The sequence below is a fragment of the Streptomyces katrae genome, from assembly GCF_002028425.1.
Lineage (GTDB): Bacteria > Actinomycetota > Actinomycetes > Streptomycetales > Streptomycetaceae > Streptomyces > Streptomyces katrae_A.
Genome location: NZ_CP020042.1, coordinates 272,337 through 292,142 on the forward strand (window position 1 = coordinate 272,337; position 19,806 = coordinate 292,142).

General features: G+C 71.6%; 19 protein-coding genes and 2 pseudogenes. 10 read left to right on the plus strand and 11 right to left on the minus strand.

Annotated elements, in window-relative coordinates; translation table 11 throughout:
* Positions 1-60 precede the first annotated feature (60 nt).
* A complete protein-coding gene (locus B4U46_RS01460; protein WP_079423323.1) occupies positions 61-1,347 on the minus strand; it encodes an MFS transporter in 1,287 nt (428 codons plus the stop codon).
* 142 nt (positions 1,348-1,489) lie between these two features.
* Between B4U46_RS01460 and B4U46_RS01465 the strand changes: the two are divergent.
* Positions 1,490-3,082, plus strand: a pseudogene (locus tag B4U46_RS01465) (ABC-F family ATP-binding cassette domain-containing protein); the annotation flags it as partial.
* A gap of 315 nt (positions 3,083-3,397) precedes the next feature.
* On the opposite strand, the gene B4U46_RS01470 reads toward B4U46_RS01465, so the two are convergent.
* Positions 3,398-4,054 carry a DUF5701 family protein gene (locus tag B4U46_RS01470; RefSeq protein ID WP_079423327.1) on the minus strand — a complete coding sequence of 219 codons (657 nt, stop codon included), beginning with the start codon at positions 4,052-4,054 and terminating at the stop codon, positions 3,398-3,400.
* Positions 4,055-4,487: 433 nt separating this feature from the next.
* Between B4U46_RS01470 and B4U46_RS38265 the strand changes: the two genes are divergently transcribed.
* Together B4U46_RS38265 and B4U46_RS38270 are read left to right on the plus strand one after the other, a co-directional pair.
* Positions 4,488-4,655 carry a SpoIIE family protein phosphatase gene (locus B4U46_RS38265; protein ID WP_237293257.1) on the plus strand — a complete coding sequence of 56 codons (168 nt, stop codon included), beginning with the start codon at positions 4,488-4,490 and terminating at the stop codon, positions 4,653-4,655.
* Positions 4,595-4,780: a hypothetical protein gene (locus tag B4U46_RS38270; protein ID WP_079423329.1), complete on the plus strand. Its 186-nt coding sequence runs from the start codon at positions 4,595-4,597 to the stop codon at positions 4,778-4,780. The genes B4U46_RS38265 and B4U46_RS38270 overlap by 61 nt, the downstream gene beginning before the upstream one ends.
* A gap of 56 nt (positions 4,781-4,836) precedes the next feature.
* On the opposite strand, the gene B4U46_RS01480 is transcribed toward B4U46_RS38270, so the two are convergent.
* Complete coding sequence (locus B4U46_RS01480; protein WP_167747562.1) at positions 4,837-6,810, minus strand: elongation factor G; 1,974 nt, start codon at positions 6,808-6,810, stop codon at positions 4,837-4,839.
* 310 nt (positions 6,811-7,120) lie between these two features.
* On the minus strand, positions 7,121-8,101 hold the full coding sequence (locus B4U46_RS01485) for an SDR family oxidoreductase (protein ID WP_079423331.1): 981 nt from the start codon (positions 8,099-8,101) through the stop codon (positions 7,121-7,123).
* 207 nt (positions 8,102-8,308) lie between these two features.
* Here B4U46_RS01485 and B4U46_RS01490 point away from each other — a divergent pair, with 207 nt between their 5' ends.
* The gene (locus B4U46_RS01490) at positions 8,309-9,142 is read left to right on the plus strand and encodes a hypothetical protein (protein ID WP_079423333.1); all 834 of its coding nucleotides are present in this window, start codon (positions 8,309-8,311) and stop codon (positions 9,140-9,142) included.
* Positions 9,143-9,508: 366 nt separating this feature from the next.
* A complete protein-coding gene (locus tag B4U46_RS01495; RefSeq protein ID WP_079423335.1) occupies positions 9,509-9,949 on the plus strand; it encodes a VOC family protein in 441 nt (146 codons plus the stop codon).
* 103 nt (positions 9,950-10,052) lie between these two features.
* Here B4U46_RS01495 and B4U46_RS01500 read toward each other — a convergent pair whose 3' ends face one another.
* A complete protein-coding gene (locus B4U46_RS01500) occupies positions 10,053-10,448 on the minus strand; it encodes a cupin domain-containing protein (protein ID WP_079423337.1) in 396 nt (131 codons plus the stop codon).
* Between the two features lie 52 nt (positions 10,449-10,500).
* On the opposite strand from B4U46_RS01500, the gene B4U46_RS01505 reads away from it, so the two are divergent.
* Positions 10,501-11,493: a GlxA family transcriptional regulator gene (locus tag B4U46_RS01505; protein WP_079423339.1), complete on the plus strand. Its 993-nt coding sequence runs from the start codon at positions 10,501-10,503 to the stop codon at positions 11,491-11,493.
* Positions 11,494-11,578: 85 nt separating this feature from the next.
* On the opposite strand, the gene B4U46_RS01510 is transcribed toward B4U46_RS01505, so the two are convergent.
* Entirely contained in the window at positions 11,579-11,920 is a 342-nt protein-coding gene (locus B4U46_RS01510; protein WP_079423341.1) for a HopJ type III effector protein, read from the minus strand.
* 197 nt (positions 11,921-12,117) lie between these two features.
* Between B4U46_RS01510 and ligA the strand changes: the two genes are divergently transcribed.
* Positions 12,118-14,193 carry an NAD-dependent DNA ligase LigA gene (gene ligA, locus B4U46_RS01515; RefSeq protein WP_079431488.1) on the plus strand — a complete coding sequence of 692 codons (2,076 nt, stop codon included), beginning with the start codon at positions 12,118-12,120 and terminating at the stop codon, positions 14,191-14,193.
* Positions 14,194-14,416: 223 nt separating this feature from the next.
* Here ligA and B4U46_RS01520 read toward each other — a convergent pair whose 3' ends face one another.
* Positions 14,417-14,839 carry a hypothetical protein gene (locus B4U46_RS01520; protein WP_123995951.1) on the minus strand — a complete coding sequence of 141 codons (423 nt, stop codon included), beginning with the start codon at positions 14,837-14,839 and terminating at the stop codon, positions 14,417-14,419.
* 98 nt (positions 14,840-14,937) lie between these two features.
* Between B4U46_RS01520 and B4U46_RS01525 the strand changes: the two are divergent.
* Together B4U46_RS01525 and B4U46_RS01530 are read left to right on the plus strand one after the other, a co-directional pair.
* Positions 14,938-15,629 (plus strand): annotated as a pseudogene (locus B4U46_RS01525) (IS982 family transposase); the annotation flags it as partial.
* Between the two features lie 177 nt (positions 15,630-15,806).
* Positions 15,807-16,058: a hypothetical protein gene (locus B4U46_RS01530; protein ID WP_079423345.1), complete on the plus strand. Its 252-nt coding sequence runs from the start codon at positions 15,807-15,809 to the stop codon at positions 16,056-16,058.
* A gap of 93 nt (positions 16,059-16,151) precedes the next feature.
* On the opposite strand, the gene B4U46_RS01535 is transcribed toward B4U46_RS01530, so the two are convergent.
* The 4 genes from B4U46_RS01535 to B4U46_RS01550 all read right to left on the minus strand — a co-directional run bounded on the left by B4U46_RS01535 (position 16,152) and on the right by B4U46_RS01550 (position 18,751).
* A complete protein-coding gene (locus B4U46_RS01535; protein ID WP_079423346.1) occupies positions 16,152-16,685 on the minus strand; it encodes a hypothetical protein in 534 nt (177 codons plus the stop codon).
* 60 nt (positions 16,686-16,745) lie between these two features.
* Positions 16,746-17,399, minus strand: a complete 654-nt coding sequence (locus B4U46_RS01540) for a nucleotidyltransferase domain-containing protein (protein ID WP_420543150.1) — start codon at positions 17,397-17,399, stop codon at positions 16,746-16,748.
* A 217-nt stretch (positions 17,400-17,616) separates the two neighbouring features.
* Complete coding sequence (cynS, locus tag B4U46_RS01545; RefSeq protein ID WP_079423349.1) at positions 17,617-18,087, minus strand: cyanase; 471 nt, start codon at positions 18,085-18,087, stop codon at positions 17,617-17,619.
* 58 nt (positions 18,088-18,145) lie between these two features.
* Positions 18,146-18,751 (minus strand): carbonic anhydrase, encoded by a 606-nt coding sequence (locus B4U46_RS01550; RefSeq protein ID WP_269467130.1) that lies wholly within the window; start codon positions 18,749-18,751, stop codon positions 18,146-18,148.
* A 127-nt stretch (positions 18,752-18,878) separates the two neighbouring features.
* Between B4U46_RS01550 and cynR the strand changes: the two genes are divergently transcribed.
* The gene (gene cynR, locus B4U46_RS01555; protein WP_185117352.1) at positions 18,879-19,790 is read left to right on the plus strand and encodes a transcriptional regulator CynR; all 912 of its coding nucleotides are present in this window, start codon (positions 18,879-18,881) and stop codon (positions 19,788-19,790) included.
* Positions 19,791-19,806 lie beyond the last annotated feature (16 nt).

Here is a 19,806-nt window from a genome sequence, read left to right on the forward strand (position 1 = left end):
GGCCCCGGTCCGGCGGCCGGGGCCGCAGCAACGCCGGCCCGTGTCGCGGGCGGACGGCGCTCAGCGGTCGAGGGGCCGGTGGGCGCTCTCCGGCAGCCGCAGGTACACCACCGAGGAGCACAGGCACAGCGCGGCGACGTACCAGGGGAACAGGCCGGGCCTGCCGAGGTCCTGCAGCAGGGTGGCGACGTACGGGGCCGTGCCGCCGAAGAGGGCGACCGTCAGCGAGTACGGGAAGCCGATGCCCGCCGCGCGTACCCGGGCGGGGAAGACCTCCGCGTTCACGGCCGCCGAGATCGAGGTGAAGCCGGTGAGCAGCACCATGCCGGCGCACTGGACGAGCAGCAGGGAGAGGAACGAGCCGTCCAGGGCGTGCAGCAGCGGCACGACGAGCAGGGCGAAGCCGAGTCCGAAGAACAGCAGGGACGGCTTGCGTCCGTAGCGGTCGGACAGCAGGCCGCCGGCCGGCTGCAGCAGGGCGAAGAACGCCAGGGACAGGGTCCCGGCGAGCAGCGCGTCGCCCTTGGCGAGGCCGGTCCGGAGCTCGGCGTACGTCGGCAGGTACGAGGTCCACGTGTAGTAGGCGAGGGTTCCGCCGGCCGTGATGCCGGCCGTCAGCAGCGAGGCACGCGGATGGTGGCGGAGCGCGTCGAAGAGCCCGGGGCGGGGGGCCTCGGCGGGGCGGCCGGCCAGGGTCTCCTCGGCGCCCCGCCGGATCCAGAATCCCGCGAGGCTGAGGACGGCGCCGAGCAGGAAGGGCACACGCCACCCCCAGCCGTTCATGGCGTCCTCGGGGAGCAGGGCCACGAGCAGCGCGGCCAGGCCGGAGGCGGCGAGTTGGCCGATGGAGGTGGAGACGTACTGGAACGAGGAGAAGAGGCCCCTGCGGCCGGGCCCCGCGGACTCCACGAGGAAGGTGGTCGAGGCGGCGAACTCCCCGCCGACGGACAGGCCCTGGAGCAGCCGCGCGGTCACGAGGACGACCGGGGAAAAGGCCCCGGCGGCCGTGTACGCCGGCGTGAGGCCGACCAGCAGGCTGCTGCCTCCCATGAGCAGGATGGTCACGGTCAGCGCGGTGCGCCGGCCCCGCCGGTCGGCGATCGCGCCCAACAGGAGCCCGCCGACCGGGCGCATGAAGAAGCCGACGGCGAAGACGGCGAAGGTGGAGAGCAGCGGGACGAGGGAGTCGCCCGCGCCGGACGGGAAGACCTGCCGGGCGATGTGGGTGGCCAGGAAGGTGTACGCGTACCAGTCGTACCACTCCACGGCGTTGCCGACCGATGCGGCCAGCAGCTGACGTAAGGGGCGGTGCGGCGGGGCGGGAGCGTGCGTCGTGATCTCTGACATGACCACGTCCTACCCAACGGAGGACGGGCGGTCCTCACGGGCGTTGACGGAGCATCCGCGAGACGAAACGTCTTGTTGGAGGGGTGGACACTCCTCTAGAGTCTGACGAGACGATACGTCTCGTTGATGAGAGGGGTGGCCCGTGCGTGCTTCAGAGGGTCGTGGTCAGGTCGTGCTGGCCGAGGTGGGCAAGCGGTACGGGACCCGGACGGTGCTGGACCGGGTCGGGTTCTCGGTGCGGCCCGGGGAGCGGGTCGGGGTCGTGGGGGACAACGGGGCGGGGAAGTCGACGCTGTTGAGGCTGCTGGCGGGGTGGGAACGGGCCGATGCCGGCGAGGTGCGCGTGCGAGCGCCGGGCGGAGTGGGCTACCTTCCCCAGACCCTCGAACTGCCGCCCGGGGCGCGGGTCGGTGACGCCGTGGACCGGGCACTGGCCGGACTGCGGGAGCTGGAGCGGCGGATCCGGGCCGCCGAGGAACGGCTCCACCTGGCCGGCCCCGAGGAGGTCGAGGCATACGGGCGGCTGGTCGCCGAGTACGAGGTGCGGGGCGGACGGGATGCCGACCGCAGGGTGGCCGCGATCCTGCGGCGGCTCGGCGAGCGGGAGCCCATCGAACGGGGGCGGGTGCTCGGGACGCTGTCCGGCGGGCAGCGGTCGCGGCTGGCGCTGGCCGCGGCCCTGGCGGCCGAGCCGGAGCTGTTGCTCCTCGACGAACCCACCAACGATCTGGACGACGAGGCCGTCGGGTGGCTGGAGGAACATCTGGTGCGGCGGACCGGCACCCTGGTGGCCGTCACCCACGACCGGCTGTTCCTGGACCGGGTCACCACCGCGATCCTGGAGGTCGACCACGAACGGTCCACCGTGCACCGGCACGGCAACGGCTACGCCGGCCATCTGGTCGCGCGTGCCGCCGCGCGCTCGCGCCGGGAGAGGGAGTACGAGGAGTGGGTCGCGGAGAAGCAGCGCGTGGAGCGGCTCGCCGAGGGCAGCATCGGACGGCTCGCGCAGATCCCGCGCAAGGCGCCGGCCGCGTTCAGCGGCGCCGGGGCCTTCCGCGCCCGGTCCCGGGCGCACGGGGCGATGAGCCGCATCCGCAACGCGCGGGAACGGCTGGCACGGCTGACGGAGCATCCGGTCCCGGCTCCGCCGCAGCCCTTGCGGTTCACCGGACGGTTCGGGGCCGACGGCGGCCCGAGCGGTGGGGTGGACGTGCAGCAGCTGGCCGTGCCGGGGCGGCTCGCGCCGGTGTCGTTCCGTCTGGCGGCGGGTGAGCGGATGCTGGTCACGGGGCCCAACGGGTCGGGGAAGTCGACCCTGTTGCAGGTTCTCGCGGGTCTCGTGCCGGCCGGGCACGGGGGCGTACGGGCACCGGTACGGGTCGGGCTGCTGCGGCAGGACGATCCCTGGTCCGGCGAAAGCCGCAGCGCGGAACGGGCGTTCGGGGAGGAGGTCGCGCAAGCCGTGGTGCGGTACGGGCTGTTGGACGCGGCCGAGGCGGGCAGGCCGGTGCGGGAGCTGTCCGCGGGGCAGCGGCGCAAGCTGGAGCTGGGCAGGCTCGTCGCGGGCGGGCCGTATGACCTGCTCCTCCTCGACGAGCCGACCAACCACCTGGCGCCGGGGGTGGTGGAGGACCTCGAGGCGGCGCTGGCCCCGTACACCGGGACCCTGATCGTCGTCAGCCACGACCGGCGGCTGCGGTCCGGGTTCCTGGGCAAGCGCCTGGAACTGGGCGGGGAGGGGTGCGGGGCGACCGCCCCGGGGCCGAGGCTCCGCTGCCCTCCCTCGGAGCCTCGCCCTCCGCCTCCTGACTCCCGCACCGCCGGCCGGGGCCGGCTCTCCGTGCAGGGGATGGTCTTCGGCATCCTCAACCCGGGGCCTCCCCCGCCGTTCGACAACGGGATCACCGGCGGCACCGGGGAGTCCGACCGGGCTCGCGGCCCGATCCACGCCGAAACGATCGGTACGGGCGTGAGGCGCTTCACGATCAACCTCCGGCACTGACGGCGGCGGGGGCGAGGGACACGCCCTGACGTCGGGAGCGGCGGTTCAGGCGCGGCGGGCGGTGGCCGAGCCGAAGCCCAGCCAGGTGTGCCGGTTGTTCCACCAGCACCAGCCCACCTTGGGGGCGTCGCGCCGCTCACGGCCGTCCCGCCCGGTTCCGTTGCTGATCCAGATCGCCGGGGTGCGGGCGTCCAGGGTGCCGTCGGCCTTGCGCAGCCGCGAGCCGATGGTCATGAAGCAGTGGTTGCGCTCCAGCACCTCGGGCCGCTGCAGCAGCCAGTGGATCCCCTCGGTCAGCACGAGGGGGGTGCGGCCCTCCTCGCCGAGGGCGGCCAGGGCCTCCTCCGGGCTCCAGTCGGCCATGCGGTCGCCGCGATCGAGGCCGCGGACGAGGTAGACAGGCGCGTCGGGCAACTCGGCGTGGTGGGGTTCGAAGCGGTCGACATCGGTCATGTCGGTGACGACGAACCCCGGCTGGCCCTCGCGGCGCAGCAGCGGTGCGAGCACGGAGGCGGGGGCCCGGTCCGGGTGGACGGCGAGCAGCGCGCTGCCGTCCCCGGGCCCGGCGTCCTCGGCGAAGCTTCGCAGCCCGGCGGCGGACATCCCGGCGAGCTCGGCCACCCCGAGCTCGATCAGGCGCTCCGCCTGGGCGGCGAGCGGCGGAAGCAGGGGCACGGCGGCAGCGGAAACGGTTTCGGGCACCGGCAAGGCACTCCCTCGTTTCGTGATCGGAGAAACGGCCCCGCGTCAACGAGCCGGCCTGCCGCATTGTTCCCGGACGCCGTCCGGGAACACCCCCGGTGGACCGGCGCGATCCGTCCGGCTTGTCAGCGTGTGGTCCTGCTATTCGAGCTGCGGTACCCGGCTTCGACGAGCGGCCCGGCGGGGCCGGGCCGTTTGGTGCCGCGCTGGTGGGCGCCGTGCAGCGGACCGGTGCCTCCGCGGGGGTCCTCTGCCTGCTGGACGAGGCCGCGCAGACGCTCGGCCTGGCGGTGTCCTGCGGGCTTCCGGAGGAGGTGGCCTGGCCCTGGCACCGCATCCCGCTCGTGACCGCCGCTCCGGTCAGCGAGGCCGTCCGGGAGGACCGCCTCGTATGGGTCGGCGACTCGACCCCGCCCCGCTCCTCGGCATCGACATGGCCGCCCCGTGCCCGGTCACCGACCTGTCCCTCCCGCCGGGAAGCACCCTCGCGCTCTCTACGGACGGACTCGTGGAAGTGCCCGGCACACCGACCCCGGCCACATGGCCGCCGACCTCGCCGAGCAGGTCGCCCGCCACGGCGACGAGGACCTCGACGGCCTGATCAACCGCCTCATCCGCTACGCCTGGCCCCCCGGCCGCTACACGGACGACACCGCCCTGCTCCTGCTCCGCACCATCGGGAACGAGGGCCCCACGGCCGCTCAGGCGACGGAACCGGATTCCTGACGCCACCGTGTCCGCGGGGACCGCTGATCGGGGTGGCGGGCGGACGGACCTTCCCCTCACATCCTCCGGTGCGCGTGCAGGAGGTATTCCTCGCGGTTGAGCGGATTGTGGTCGCTGCGTTCCCGGACGCGCGGCGTGCGGGACGGGCGGTAGTGCGCGAACGCCGTCTCCAGTACGCCGGTCCCACTGGTGAGTTCGGGCAGCTCCCGCTCCAGGCCGTGCACGCGGTCCGCGGGCAGATGGCCCTCGACCAGGTACGCGTCCCCCACCGCCACCGGAGTGCCCGGCTGGGCCCCGTGGCGGGCCAGGGCGAGCGCGACCGCGGGGTACGCGTCCTGCGAGAACTCCAGGCGGAACCGGTGCACCGGTTCGTGCACCACCGTTCCGGCCTGGCGCAGCGCGGCCATCAGGACGAGCGGCGTCAGGGCCCTGAACTCCCCGGCCGTGCTGCGGATGCTGCAGAAGCCCGAGTGGGTCATGGTCACCGCGCAGTCGGGCACCTGCCAGCCGGACAGGCCCTGCCGCAGGGTTGCGTACACGGTCTCCTCGACGGCCCGCATGTAGCCCAGCGGGAGCGAGCCGAGTTCGACTTCCCGGCGGAAGACCACACCGCTGCCGACGGGAGCCGGCTCCACCCGCAGCCCCACCGTCGCCAGGAACGGGTTCCCCTCGTGATCGAGGACCTCGTACGCGGCGCCCGTCCCGGTGACGCGCTCCACGCAGATGGGTGTCGTCTCACGGAAGGAGACCGTGATGCCGTACTCCTCGGCGAGGGTGGCCGCGAGGACTTCCTTCTGGACCTCTCCGTAGAGGGACACCGACGGCTCCCCTCCGTCCGGGTCCTGGCGCAGGCCGATCAGCGGATCCTGCTCGGCGAGCTGGGCGAGGGCCGTGTGGAGGTCCCCCGTACGCTCCGGGTCGGCCGGCACCACGACGCTCTCCAGGGTGGGCGCCGCGAAGACGCGGCCGTACGGGCGGCCCTCGGGCTCCCGGCCCACCACGTCCCCGATCCGGACCGTCGGCAGGCCGCGCAGCGTCGCGATCTGCCCCGCCCGCGCCACCGGTCGGCGCACCGCCTTGCCGCGGTCGAAGACGGCCAGTTCGGTGACCTTGTGCCGGGTGCCGGAGACCGGAACGTGTGCGCGGGCTCCGAGCTCGCCGGAGAACAGCCGGACGTAGGCGATCCGTTCACCGCCCTGGCCGCGCTCCACCTTGAACACCCTTGCCGATAGCGGCCCGTGGGGGTCGCCGTGGGCGGCGGGGAGCAGTTCCCCGATGCCCTCGACGAGGCCGTCGATGCCGGCGCCGGTGATCGCCGAGCCGACGTAGACCGGGTACACGCGCGCGGTACGGGTCTGTGCCGCGAGCGCCGTCCGCAGTCGCGCGTACGGGAGGGAGGTTCCGTGGTCCAGGTAGGCGCCGAGCAGGTCGTCGTCGTGGGTGGTGAGCACGTCGAGGAGGTGCCGGGTGTACGCCTCGTCGCCCCCGGTGGACGCCGAGATGCGGGCCGCCTTCGTGCCGATGCCGGCGGTGACCCGTCCCATGCGGATGACGGGCACGGCGAGCTCGCGCTCGATCTCCCGCAGCACCCGGGCGTCGTCGGCGCCGGGCCGGTCGGCCTTGTTGACGAACAGCAGGGTCGGGATGGAGAGCCGCTTCAGCGTCCGCATCAGGACACGGGTCTGCGGCTGCACACCCTCGACTGCGGAGACGACGAGCACGGCGCCGTCCAGGACACCGAGGACGCGTTCCACCTCGGCGATGAAATCGGGGTGACCGGGGGTGTCGATCAGGTTGACGGAGACCGCCGACTCCCCGCTCCCGAGCGGGAAGTTGACCACCGCCGACTTGATGGTGATACCGCGACGGCGTTCCATTTCCAGGCTGTCGGCCTGGGTGTTGCCGGCGTCGACACTGCCGATCTCGTCGATGACCCCGGCCGCGTACAGCAGCCGCTCGGTCAGGCTGGTCTTACCGGCGTCGACGTGGGCCAGGATTCCCAGGTTCAGCGTGCGTGACGTGGGTTGCACAGAGCGTCATGTCCTTCAGGTGGGTGATCGTTCCTTTCGTGGGGGACATGAGCGGTCGGCGCATCGGTGGGCTCCTCGAGGGCAGTGGGTCTTCCCCGGCACATTCGCATACCCGGCGGCGAGGCCGCCACGGAATTTCGGCGCCGAGCGGCAGGGCGGTCAGCGGGCGTCCAGGCGGCGGGTACCGCGGCCTCCGGCGTCGGGCCGCGCTCCTCACTCTGCGGAGCGGGCCGCCGCGGGCAGGGCAACTACCGGCGTTCCACCGGTGGATGAGGGGCCGGTCCTCAGCGGTGGTTCCCGTCGGTGGTCCTCAGCGGTAGTCGTCCGGGGTGCCTTCCTTGCCGCCGTGGATGACGTCCTCGAAGTACGCCCAGGCGTCCGGCCGGCTCCCGTCCACGTCCGTCACCCCGTAGACCCTGGCGAGTTCCCCGCTGGAGGTGGACTTGCCGTTCCACCGCCGCGCGCGGTCCGGGTCGGCGGCCAGCGCCGCGACCGCACGGGCCAGGTAGCGCGGGGACTCCGCGATCGCGAACGACGGCTCCCGGGCGATCGCGTCACGCCAGTTCTCCTCGCTCACGCCGAAGTGGGAGAGCATCTGCTCCGAGCGCAGGAAGCCCGGCGAGACCGCGACGGCCATGCCCCCGTACTCCGCCAGCTCCTGCCCCAGCCCGAACGCGAGGCGGATCGGGGCGTTCTTCGCCAGGTCGTAGTACATGTTCTCCCGGTAGCGGCGGTTGGAGTGCGCGGTGCCGTCGGTGACCTCCACGTGCAGCGGCGCCTCGGAGCGGATCAGCAGCGGAAGCAGCAGCGCCGCCGTGATCACGTGCGAGCGCACGCCGAGCTCCAGGATGCGCAGGCCGTCGGCGAGCGGGGTCTCCCAGCTCTTCTTCCCGAACACCGAGGTGGCCATGAGGTGTTCGCCGCCCCACAGGTCGTTGACGAGGATGTCGAGCCGCCCGTGTTCCCGGTCGATCCGCTCGGCGAGGGCGCGTACCTGGGCTTCGTCGAGATGGTCGGTGGGAACCGCGATCCCGGTGCCGCCCGCCGCGGTGACGAGTTCGCCGGTCTCCTCGATGGTCTCGCTGGCCCGGCCGACCTCGCTGGCCCGGGCCCTGGTGGTGCGGCCGGTGACGTACACGGTCGCACCGGCCCGGCCCAGCTCCACGGCCTGGGCCCGTCCCGCCCCGCGGGTGGCGCCCGCCACGAGCGCGATCCGCCCCGCGAGCGGACCGGCCGGGGCGGGCTGCTCGGTGTCCGGAGTGTTCTGGATGGGGGTCTCCTCGTTGGTCACCAATCGGCCTGTCACGGCCCTGCCGGGACAGCCGTCCCCGGAATCCGAGATCCCGAAACTGCCGACCCCCGAGAGCCGGCTCCGGCCGGTGGTTCGGGCATGATCAACCGTAGCTTATTATCGTCGCTGCGACGATAATAAGGACGCGGGCATGCCAACTCGGCCAGGTAGGCGGGCTCCCCGCGTCGCGCGTTCCGGAGGACCCCATTGATCACCCGTCAGCGTCTGAGCGAGCACGCCCGCTCCGTTCCCAACCCCGTCACGGCGGCCCGGGCGATCGCCGGCCCCGCCGGGCCCGACCGCGTCGAGGACCCGGTCATCGCCTGGATGCAGCGCATCCGCACGACCCTGGGGCTGGTGGCCACCGCCTGGCTGATCCTGGCCTACCCGCTGCGCGAGGGCCGCCAGGACTTCCTGCTCGGCAAGCTGGAGGAGCTGCTGATCGGGTGCGCCATCGTCGTGGTCGCCGGCGTCGTCGGCATAGGCCTGTGCATCGCCCTGGCCCGCGCACCCCTGGGGCGCCTCTACACCGGCCGCCTGCTCGGACCGCTGCTCGCGCTCGCCGCGCCGGTCCTCGGCGTGGGCGTGATCTGGCTGATGACGGCGGCCCTGAGCGGCGACATCGTCACCCCCGACGACGTGGGCCCGCACGACATCACCTTCGGGCTCTTCGGCACCTTCCTGGGCACGGCCTTCACCGGTCTCCTGGTCGTGCTGCTGTTCGTCGTGCTCGCCCTCGTCTGCGTCGTCGTCCTCGTCGCCGCCGTGCTCTTCACCCTGGTCGCCCTGGTCGTCGGGTTGAACAGCTGCTTCCGTACGGGGGACGTGCACGAGCTGCTGCCGGCGCTGCTGTCGCCCCTGCTGGTGTGGTGCCTCTTCGGCTTCCAGCTCTTCGACGGCCCGGACGTGGCCGCACCGCCCGAGGTGCTCTACGCCTTCATGCTCGGCGGCCCGCTGTCGGTCACCGCGCTGTCCCTGTGGGAGATACGACGCCTGCGCACCCGGTACGGCATCACACTCGCCTCGCTCCTCGGCCGATAGGTTTCGTGACGTGAGCACACCAGACGTCGAAAGTCCCGATCCGGCGTTCCTCATGCTGTTCCGGCACGCCGGGAGGGGCGCCGCGGCGCAGGTCGCCGAAGCGCTCGGCCCGGAGGGACGGGCCGGGACAGTGCACCAGCCGCCTCGACGATCGCCAACGCGGGCCGCTTCGACCTCCTGGAGCACGTCGTCGCGCACTGGCACGTCCGGTACCCGTACGGGGAGCGCTCCGATATCCGCGAGCTCTTCGCGCGGGCCGTCCGGCAGCGGTCGGCCGTCGAGATCGACCGGGAACTGTCATCGGCCGAGTAGCCACGGTCCCGCGAGGTCCCGCCCCACGCCCGCTTCCGGGCGTACGGTGACCCCATGGAACAGCGCATCACCCTGGTCACACTGGGGGTTTCCGGCCTCGCCCGCGCCAAGGCCTTCTACCGGGCCCTGGGCTGGCGGGGCCAGGAGGTCGAGGAGACCGTCTTCTTCCAGGCGGGCGGCCTGGGGCTCGTCCTGTGGGACCGCGGCAAACTCGCGGACGAGTGCGGCCTGAAGCCCACACCGGCACCGGCGGCCGGCTTCGGCGGGATCGCCCTGTCGCACAACGTCCGTTCGGACGCCGAGGTGGACGCCCTGCTCGCGGCGGCGGACCGGGCGGGCGGACGGATCACCAAGCCGGCGACGGTGAACACCGTCGGGTTCTACTCCGGCACCTTCGTCGACCCCGACGGCCATCCCTGGGAAATCGCCCACAATCCCGGGATCCCGTTCAACGAGGACGGCTCGATCACCCTCCCGGACTTCAGCGGAAGCTAGTCCGTCCGGCCTCACGGGCCTTGGCACTCAGGCGCCGCCATCGCTACGCGACTGTCCTGACCGACTGACGCCATAGGCAGTTGCGCGTCCGAAGCCTGGCGGGTCAGCTGTTGAGTGCGTGTCCGGTCGTTGAGTCGACATGGTCTGGGACCTCGTCGTGCCGATCGCCCACGGTGAGTGTCCCGGTGGGTTCGAACATGAGGATGGCGGCTCCGTACGGGGCGTAAGGCTTGTGCTCCGTGCCTCGGGGGACGGTGAAGACCGCCCCCTGGGGGAGCAGGACCGTGCGCTCCCCGGCGGGCTCGCGCAAGGAGATGTGCAGTTCGCCGTCGAGTACCAGGAAGAACTCGTCGGTGTCGTCGTGGACGTGCCAGATGTGTTCGCCCTCGACCTTGGCGATGCGGACGTCGTAGTCGTTGACGCGCGTGACGATGCGGGGGCTCCACAAGGCGTCGAATGAGGCCAGAGCCTTGCTCAGGACGATGGGTTCGCTGCTCATGGGATCATCCTGAGCCGTTTCACACGGCAGCTGTGAGTGCTAGGAATTGCACATGCCGAAAGAATCCTCGCACGCCGCTCAGACGGCGGGCGCACACCGGGTCGTCGTGATCGTGGACGAGAACTCGAACCCCTTCGAGCTCGGCTGCGCGACCGAGGTCTTCGGCCTGCGCAGACCAGAGATCGGCCGTGATCTCTACGACTTCAGGCTCTGTTCCCCCGAGCCCCGCACCCTGATGCGAGACGGGTTCTTCACGCTCACGGGAGTCGCCGGCCTGGAAACGGCCGACTCGGCGGACACCCTGATCGTCCCCAACCGCCCGGACACCGAAGTGCCCCGCCGCCCTGCCGTGCTCGATGCCATCCGCCGGGCACACTCCCGTGGTGCACGCCTGGTCGGCTTCTGCAGTGGCGCCTTCACACTGGCCGAGGCCGGAGTCCTGGACGGGCGGCGGGCCACCGCGCACTGGCAGTGGGCGGATTCCTTCCGGGCTCGCTTCCCCGCCGTCCGGCTCGAATCGGACGTGCTGTTCGTGGACGACGGTGACATCCTCACCGCTGCCGGGAGTGCGGCTGCCCTCGATCTCGGATTGCATGTGGTCCGCCGCGACTACGGCGCGGAGATCGCCAACTCCGTGAGCCGGCGCCTGGTCTTCGCGGCGCACCGGGATGGCGGGCAGCGGCAGTTCGTGGAGCGTCCCATACCCGACCTGCCGGACGAATCCCTGGCACCCGTCATGGCCTGGGCCCAGGAACGGCTGGACTCACCGCTCACCGTTTCCGATCTAGCGGCACGAGCGGGGGTCAGTCCGGCTACGCTGCACCGCCGGTTCCAGGCGCAGCTGGGCACCACGCCTTTGTCGTGGCTCACGGGGGAACGGCTTGCCTTGGCGTGCCGCTTGATCGAGCGAGGCGAGTCCCGGTTCGAGGTGGTAGCGCGGCGCAGCGGGCTCGGCACCGCTGCCAATCTGCGCACGCTGATGCGCCGCGAGACCGGCATCACCCCGTCGGCATACAAGCGCCGGTTCGGGCCCGAGGCGAATTGACACCTGGGACCTCCGGTGCTGAGCCAGAGCCTGCTTCGGGCCTGCGCGGTCACCGCGCTCGCCCCGCTGCCGGTGCCGTCGGTGTTCAGCTCTTGCGTGCCAGCGGCTGCTGCTCGAAGGCCACCCCGGCCAGGCCATGGGCCATCAGGTTGCGGATGTTGGCGTGATCGGAGCCGTCCGGGGTCGCCAGCACGCTGCGGTAGTGCTCGCCGAATGCCAGCAGCGCCTCCTGGTCGCTCAGGCCCTCCAGCAGGGCCAGTCCCAGGGTCTTGCAGGAGCCCTCGTTCTCGCCCGCGGCGTTTTCGGCTTCCCCGTTGCGGAACGCCTGCGGCTGATAGTCGTAGTGCGCCGCGATGAAGGCCAGCGTGTCGGCGAACTCGTGCTCACCCGACGCGAGGCTCGCCCGCAGCGAGTTCAGATCAGTCATGTCGGTTCCCTCGGGGTTGGACGGACGACCGGTTGCCGTCCGTGACCGGACGACAGTACCGCCCTTGGGGCCGACGGGTAACGAGCGGCATCTCCGCAGGTCACGATGTGAGATTGTGCGATCCGCCGAGAGGCGGTCGCGGCCCGGGTGAGCAGGGCGGGGTCGCCGCAGGGGCATTGTCAGTGCCGGGCAGCATGATGACCTTCATGACCGAAAACAGTGCCCTGCTCTCCCCTGTCGCCTACGCGGAGGCCGTGACCACCGCCCTCGCGGCGTCGGCCGCGTACTACGGCGACGGGACCACCCCGCTCGGGGACGACGAGTACGACGGGCTGCTGCGCGCCATCGCGGCCTACGAGGAGGCCCACCCGGACGAGGTGCTCGCCGCGTCGCCAGCCGGGAAGGTGGCGGGCGGGGCCGTGCAGGGGGACGTGCCGCACTCGGTGGCGATGCTCTCCCTCGACAACGTCTTCGACGCCGACGGGCTCGCCGAATGGGCCGCAGCTCTGGAACGCCGCCTCGGGCGCCCGGTGGCCGGGTGGTGCGTGGAGCCCAAGCTCGACGGTCTCGCCGTGGCCGCCCGCTACCGGGGCGGCCGGCTCGTCCAGCTCCTCACCCGCGGCGACGGACTGGCCGGCGAGGACATCACCCACGCCGCGGACGCCGTCCTCGGTCTGCCGCCGGTCCTCACCGAGCCGGTCGACGTCGAACTGCGCGGCGAGGTACTGCTGACGACCGCGCAGTTCGAGGAAGCCAACCGCATCCGGCTCGCCCACGAGGCCACGCCCTTCGCACACCCGCGCAGCGGAGCGGCCGGCACCCTGCGGGCCAAGGACCGCCCCTACCGGATCGAGCTCACCTTCTTCGCCTACAGCGCGATCGGCCTGGACGACCTCGGCCACCTCGCGCTGCTGGAGAAGCTGGCCGCGCTCGGCGCGCACACGGCTGCCGGCACGGCCGCCGCCCCGGTGCGGTGCGAGACCCTGGAGCAGGTGCAGGAACGCATCGACGTGATCGCCGGCCTGCGCGCGGGCCTGCCGTTCGGGATCGACGGGGTCGTGGTCAAGGCCGACTCGGCCGAGGACCAGCGGCAGGCGGGCAACGGCTCGCGCGCCCCGAGATGGGCGGTGGCCCGGAAGCTGGCGGCCGAACACAAGGTGACGCGGCTGCTGGCGGTGGAGTGGAACGTCGGCCGGACCGGGATCATCGCCCCGCGCGCGGTCCTGAAGCCTGTGGTCATCGACGGGGTGACGGTCACCTACGCCACGCTCCACAATCCGTCCGACATCACCCGCCGCGGGCTCATGATCGGCGACCAGGTGTTCGTGTACCGGGCCGGGGATGTGATCCCGCGGGTGGAGGCGCCGCTGGCCGACCAGCGGACCGGCGCAGAGACCCCGGTCGTCTTCCCCGAGGCCTGCCCGCGCTGCGGCGACGCGATCGACACCTCCGAGCAGCGCTGGCGGTGCGTGCGCGGCCGGGGCTGTCAGGCCGTGGCCTCGGTGATCTACGCGGCCGGCCGCGACCAGCTCGACATCGAAGGCCTTGGCGGCACGCGGGCGGTCCAGCTGGTGGAGGCCGGCCTGGTCAAGGACATCGCCGACCTGTTCACGCTGACCCGCGAGCAGCTCCTCGGTCTGGAGCGGATGGGTGAGACCAGCGCCGCCAACCTCCTGGCCGCGATCGAGACCGCCCGCGGGGCGGCACTGAGCCGCGTCTTCTGCGCGCTCGGTGTCCGCGGCACCGGCCGCACCATGTCCCGCCGGATCGCCGCGCACTTCGGTTCGATGGCCGCGATCCGTGCCGCCGACGCGGACACGCTGGCCGGGGTCGACGGCATCGGCACCGAGAAGGCCCGCGTCATCGCGGCCGAACTGGCCGAACTCGCCCCGCTCCTCGACAAACTCCAGGCCCAGCGGGTCGGCACGCAGGTCACCGAGCCGCAGCACAAGCCCGCGACCGGGGCGAACGACGGCGAGGACCCGGCGGACGGGCCGGCGGGCGGCGCGGCGGCCGGGCCGCTGGCCGGGCAGGCCGTCGTGGTGACCGGCTCCATGACCGGCCCGCTTGCGGAACTGTCCCGTAACGAGATGAACGAGCTGATCGAGCGGGCCGGAGGAAAGGCGTCGTCGTCGGTGTCCAAGCGCACCACCCTCCTGGTGGCGGGCGAGAAGGCCGGCTCCAAGCGCGCCAAGGCCGAAGAACTGGGCATCCGCATCCTCGGCCCCGAGGAATTCGCCGCCCTCGTCGCCGGCCTCCTCCCCACCGCCTAGACGAGTCATTCCGAAGTGATCGTGCTCAGCTTGCCGATGGGCCAAGGGGCCATTCGATGGCGTGCTGCTGGCCCGTGGACATGCATGCTGCCTGCGCCAAGGCGGGCTTTGCGTCCCTCGAGAAGCCGGCGAAGCAGATGACGCTCGCCGCACCAGGGGGGCCGGAGCTGGTCCTGCTTGTCCCGGGCCGCTCACGGCAGCTGCCGAATCCCTCCCCGGGGCTTCAACTTAGCTGGTCGCGCACGAGATCAAGGAATGCCTGTCGGCTCGGATGGATGTGCGCCCAGACCTTCTCATCCTGTGGCTCTCCCGAGTCTTCGGGGCCCTTCCTGATCACCTCCTGTACTGCCCACGCGAGGCTGCGTGCCGCTTCGCTGACCTCGGACGCGCACAGTACGTGGATCGTCTTCTGCGTCACCCACACCCTGTCAATGACCTGCCTTGCCCGGGCCTGCCACTGCTCGTCAGCCAGGTTGTGGTGATACCGATCCACCGCGACTCGTTCTGCTTCCTGCACCGCAGACAGAAATGCGATGAGGTGCGTGAGCCGCTCGTTGCGGCGCGCCTCGGCAAGTTCACGGACACTGCGGCGCGCCTCGCCGCGTTCCAAGGCGCGTCCTGCCGAGCGTTGGGCCAGCATCGACATGAGCCCGCCGAGTAGGACGCCGATGAGCGGCGCAAGCGTTGTCCACACAACGTCCGATTATGACATCGATGGCATGAACACGGCACGGGGTCGGGACCTTCGTGCCGAAGCAGCCGGGCTGGAACAAGCGGCTGCGGGCTGCGCTGTCGCTGGTCAAGCGGGCTGTACGGCTCCTTGCGACGGACACCGACTTCTGGTTCGACAAACACTGGATCATCGACTCCACCCCGGTCGAGTGCGGCCGGTCACGCCCCACCGTGAAGCGGTGTCGGACCTGGCCGGCTGGGCCGGATACGGGTACTGCGCCAGCCATTCCCGATTCTTCTGGGGCCTGCGGCTATACCTGGTGTGCACCCCAACCGGTATGCCGATCTTGTGGTCCCTTGCGAACCCGAAGCTGGACGAGCGCGAGGTGCTGACGGCGATGTTGAATCGTGAGCCGGACACAGTCACCGACCGCCCCGGACTGCTGGTGATCACGGACAAGGGCTTCGCCTCCAAGGAATTCGAGACCGATCTGGCCATGCGCGGGGCAGAGCTGCTGCGGCCCTCGTTCAAGCGGGAGAAGCGCCGCAAGGGCGAGTCACTGCTGAAATCGGTGCGGCAACTGATCGAGTCGGTGAACGACACCCTCAAAGGCCAGCTCGACCTGGAACAACACGGCGGCCGGACCTTTGAGGGTGTCGCCGTCCGCGTCGCCCAACGCGTCCTCGCGCTGGCCGCAGCAATCTGGCACAACCACAAGACCGGACAGCCAAGCACACGGTCCCTGATCGCCTACGACCACTGATCACTTCGGAATGACCCATCTAGCCGCCGCAGTGGGGCGTAGCGCGGCGGGCGGTGATCGGCCGGCATGCGGATCCGGTTCCGGAGCGGTACGTTCACAGGGACCCCTGCGCGGGATCCGCCCGATCGAGGAGCGCGCGTACGGTGATGCGCTCCGCCGTCCGGAGAGGACATACCGATGAAGGGACGACTCGCCTTCGCCGCTCTCGCCGCGGCGGTTGTCGCCGTACTTCCTCCCGCCGCCGCCGGGCCGGCTCAGGCCGTGCCGGTCCAGCCCGGCGGGGACTGTGCGGCGCTCATCAGCCTGATCTCCGACCCGAACGTCTCCGTCCAGGAGAAGAAGCAGGCGGCCCGGGACTACCTGAGCACTCACAGCAGGGACGAGATCAACGAGTGCCGCAGCAGCTACCGGGGCGACATCCCGCAGTAGCGCGCGACCGCACCGGGTGTCGCCCTCCGCGTCGAGTCGGGGGTCCAGCCGAGATGGGCCCCTCGGCGGGTGCCAGCCGCTCCGGGGAACCGTCTATGCGGGGAACGAGTAGTAGAGCGCGCTGCTGTAGAAGGACCCCAGGTGCTCCTGCCAGCCGGCACGAACCGAGGCGAGCCATTCGTCGTTCTCACCCAAGACAGCCGCCTCGGCCTGGGCCACGGCGGCGGGGATGTCGGCGGATACCAGCCGCTGGACCGCCGCCACCGGATCCTCGTCCGAGAGGGAGATCATCTCCCCGGTCTCCAGGACGAAGTACGCCGCCCGCTGCCTTTCGAGGTGGGACGCGGTCTTCTCCATGCACTGGACGAACTCGTCGTCCTCCTCGAGTCCCTGCCCGACCGCCTTCAGGACGTTGCGCAGCAGAGTCGCGCCCCTGTCGTAGTCCGCGGCGATGCCGATCCGGGGACTCCAGATCATGGAGGGGACGATCGTCGTGCCGTACCCGGTCAGCAGCTTGTGGGCCAGCGGGACAGCCCAGTTGTGCTGCGATACGCACCGGATCGACTGGGGGATGTCGTCCTCGGTCGGCATCGAATCGGCGGAGTAGAGATATGAACGGTTTGCCATGCCGGCGACCCTAACAGCGAGGTCTGACAGCCCCGGTGCTCCGTGGCAGGGCGGTGTTCCTCAATTCCCGGTCAGCCTCACGTTCCAGGGGTGGGCGGGGCCGTGGACCACGAACTCGGGGCCGCCGTCGTACGGACTCCAGGGCGGCGGACCGTACGCATCACGGATGGCCTTGGCGAGCCAGTTGCGCTGCGCCGGCCCCAGCAGGGGGAGTGCCGCGGCGAAGTCCTGCTCGTCCTTCGGGCGTGGTTCCTTGGCCTTGTAGAACAGCTGGACCTCCGGGGCGAGGTAGGGGATGCCGTCGGCAGATACGGCACCCAGCTCGGCGATGGGACGGTGCACGAGCAGGCTGCGGCGGGAGACCCACAGGTCCTCGTGGGACTCGTCCAGCATGACCTGGATGCGCCAGGGCTGGTCGGGACCGGGACGACACCACACGTCGTGCACGCCCAGCGGCAGGTACTCCCCCGGCTGCCAGGGCCGCAGGGTGCCCGGCGGGTCGGCTACCCACCACTCCCAGCCGGACAGGGCCCGTTGTACGGCGTGCTGGTGTTCACGCAGGACGAGGACGTCGATGTCGGCGTGGGGGCGGAGGGGACGACCGACCGCGAGCTCGATGGCATGGCCTCCGGCGACCCACCACTCAGTGGCCAGCGGGGAAAACAGCTCGACGACCTCGGAGAGCGGGGCCGGGAGCCAGTCGGGGGCAGTCATCTGCCGGATGGTACCGCTCGAGGCGGACGGGCCCCTGCCGTGAGAGGCCGGGGGCCGTCCCGCTGGAGCCGGGGGACGACTGGCTGCAGGTGGTTTGTGGCGGCGCGTGCGCGCGCGGTGCTCTACGGGGCGCCCTGCTCCGGGAGTTCGGGGAGGGCGGGGAGGGCCCCTGCGCCCGGCCGGAGGGGTGGGGGCGCAGGGGTCGGCGGGGGGGTGGTCAGAAGGGCTTGGTCGGGAGGTATTTGCCGTCGAGGGTGATGACGGCTCGCTCGCCGCCCTCGGGGTCGGCGACCTTCTTCACGTCGAGGCGGAAGTTGATGGCGGAGATGATGCCGTCGCCGAACTCCTCGTGGACCAGGGCCTTCAGCGTCGTGCCGTAGACCTGGAGCATCTCGTAGAAGCGGTACATGGTCGGGTCGGTCGGGATCCGGTTCGGCATCGAGCCGCGGACCGGGATGGTCTGCAGCAGCAGCGCCGCGTCCGTGTCCAGGCCCAGCAGTTCGGCCACCGCCTTCGCGGAGTCCTCCGGCAGCGGGTGCTGGCCGAGGACGGCGGCGGTGGTGAAGGCCACCGACAGGCCCGAGGCCTCGGCGATCTGCTTCCAGGACAGATTCCTGGCGGTCTTGGCCTCGACGGCCTTGGCGGCCAGGGACTCGCGGGCGGTCTGCGTGAACTGTGCCTGAATCATGGGTGGTACGTCCTTTCGGGGAGGGAGGAGGGGGGGGTGGGAGGTGGGAGGGGCGGGGTCAGGCCGCTGGTGCGATGGCGGTGAGGTCGTCGATGTGGCCGGTGGGGATGTCGTAGACCCAGCCGTGCAGGGCGAGGCCGCCCTTCGCCAGGGCACTGGCGACCGAGGGGTGGGTGGCGAGGTTCGCCAGCTGGGCGAGGACGTTCTGCCGCACCAGGGCCGGTACGTCGCCGGCGGTGGCGGTACGGGCCACCGAGGCGGCGGCGAGCCTCAGCCAGTCGGCGACCGCCGGGGCGCCGCTGAGGTCGTGGTCCTGGGCGAGGGCGGTCATCGCGCCGCACGCGGAGTGGCCGCAGACGACGATGTGCTTCACGCCCAGGACGGCGACCGCGTACTCGATGCTCGCCGCGACCCCGTCGGCCCCGGGGGCGTAGGCGGGGACCAGGTTGCCGGCGGTGCGGATGACGAAGAGGTCGCCCGGCTCGGTGCCGGTGATCAGCTCGGGGACGACGCGGGCGTCCGAGCAGCTGATGAACAGCGTGTGCGGGCCGTGGTGCGTGGCCAGACGGGCGAAGAGCTCCGCCTTGGCCGGGAAGACGTCCCTCTGGAAACGGGCCACGCCCTCGGTGAGGTCCTGCGCGCTCACGGTCACAGTCGCGGTCACGGTTGCGGTTACTCCCTTCGGGGGGGGTGCCCTGTGGGCTGGTGAAATCCACTGTGCATGACCTGGCGCTATAGCGTCCAAGAGCTGTTATCCATAAAAGTCAGTGGTCGCATCTATGGTTGGTTCCATGGCTGCTCTCGAACTGCGTCACCTGCGCTATCTGCTCGCCGTGGCCGAACACGGCAACTTCACCCGCGCCGCCGAGGAGCTGCACATCTCGCAGCCCACGCTCTCCCAGCAGGTCAAGCAGCTGGAGCGGACCGTGGGCACGCAGTTGCTGGACCGCACCGGCCGCACGGTACGGCTCACCGACGCCGGCGCCGTCTACGCCGACCACGCGCGCCGCGCACTGCGTGACCTGGCCGCCGCCGAGCGCGCCGTCCACGACGTCAAGGACCTCTCCCGCGGCCACCTGCGCCTGGGCGCCACCCCCACCTTCACCGCCTACCTGATCGGCCCGCTCACCGCCGAGCTCCACCGCCGCCACCCCGGCATCGGCCTCACCCTGAGGGAGATGCCCCAGGACCGCATCGAGGCGGCCCTGCTCGCCGACGGCCTCGACCTCGGCATCGCCTTCGCCGGCCCCCACCTGCCCTCCCTCACCGCCACCGCCTTGTTCACGGAGACCCTCGGCCTCGTCACCGGCGGCGCGCGCGGCCCGGTGGGGCCCGATCCCCTACCGGTGCGGGCGCTCGAGGACGAACAACTCGCGCTGCTCAGCGGTGACTTCGCCACCCGCAGCCACATCGACGCCTACCTCGCCCGCCACCGGGTCCGGCCGCGCATCACGGTCGAGGCCAACTCCGTCCAGGCGCTCACCGAAATCGTCCGGCGCACGGCCCTCGCCACCGTCCTGCCCGACGCCATCACGGACGACCACCCCCACCTCACCCCCGTCCCCCTCGACCCGCCCCTGCCCACGCGCACCGTCACCCTCCTGCACCGCGAAGGCGCCTACCAGAGCGCCGCCGCCCGCGCCTTCACCGACATCACCCGCGACCTCGTCCGCTCCCGCGGCTACACGCCACCACTGGTCTGAGCCGCGCCGCCCGGAG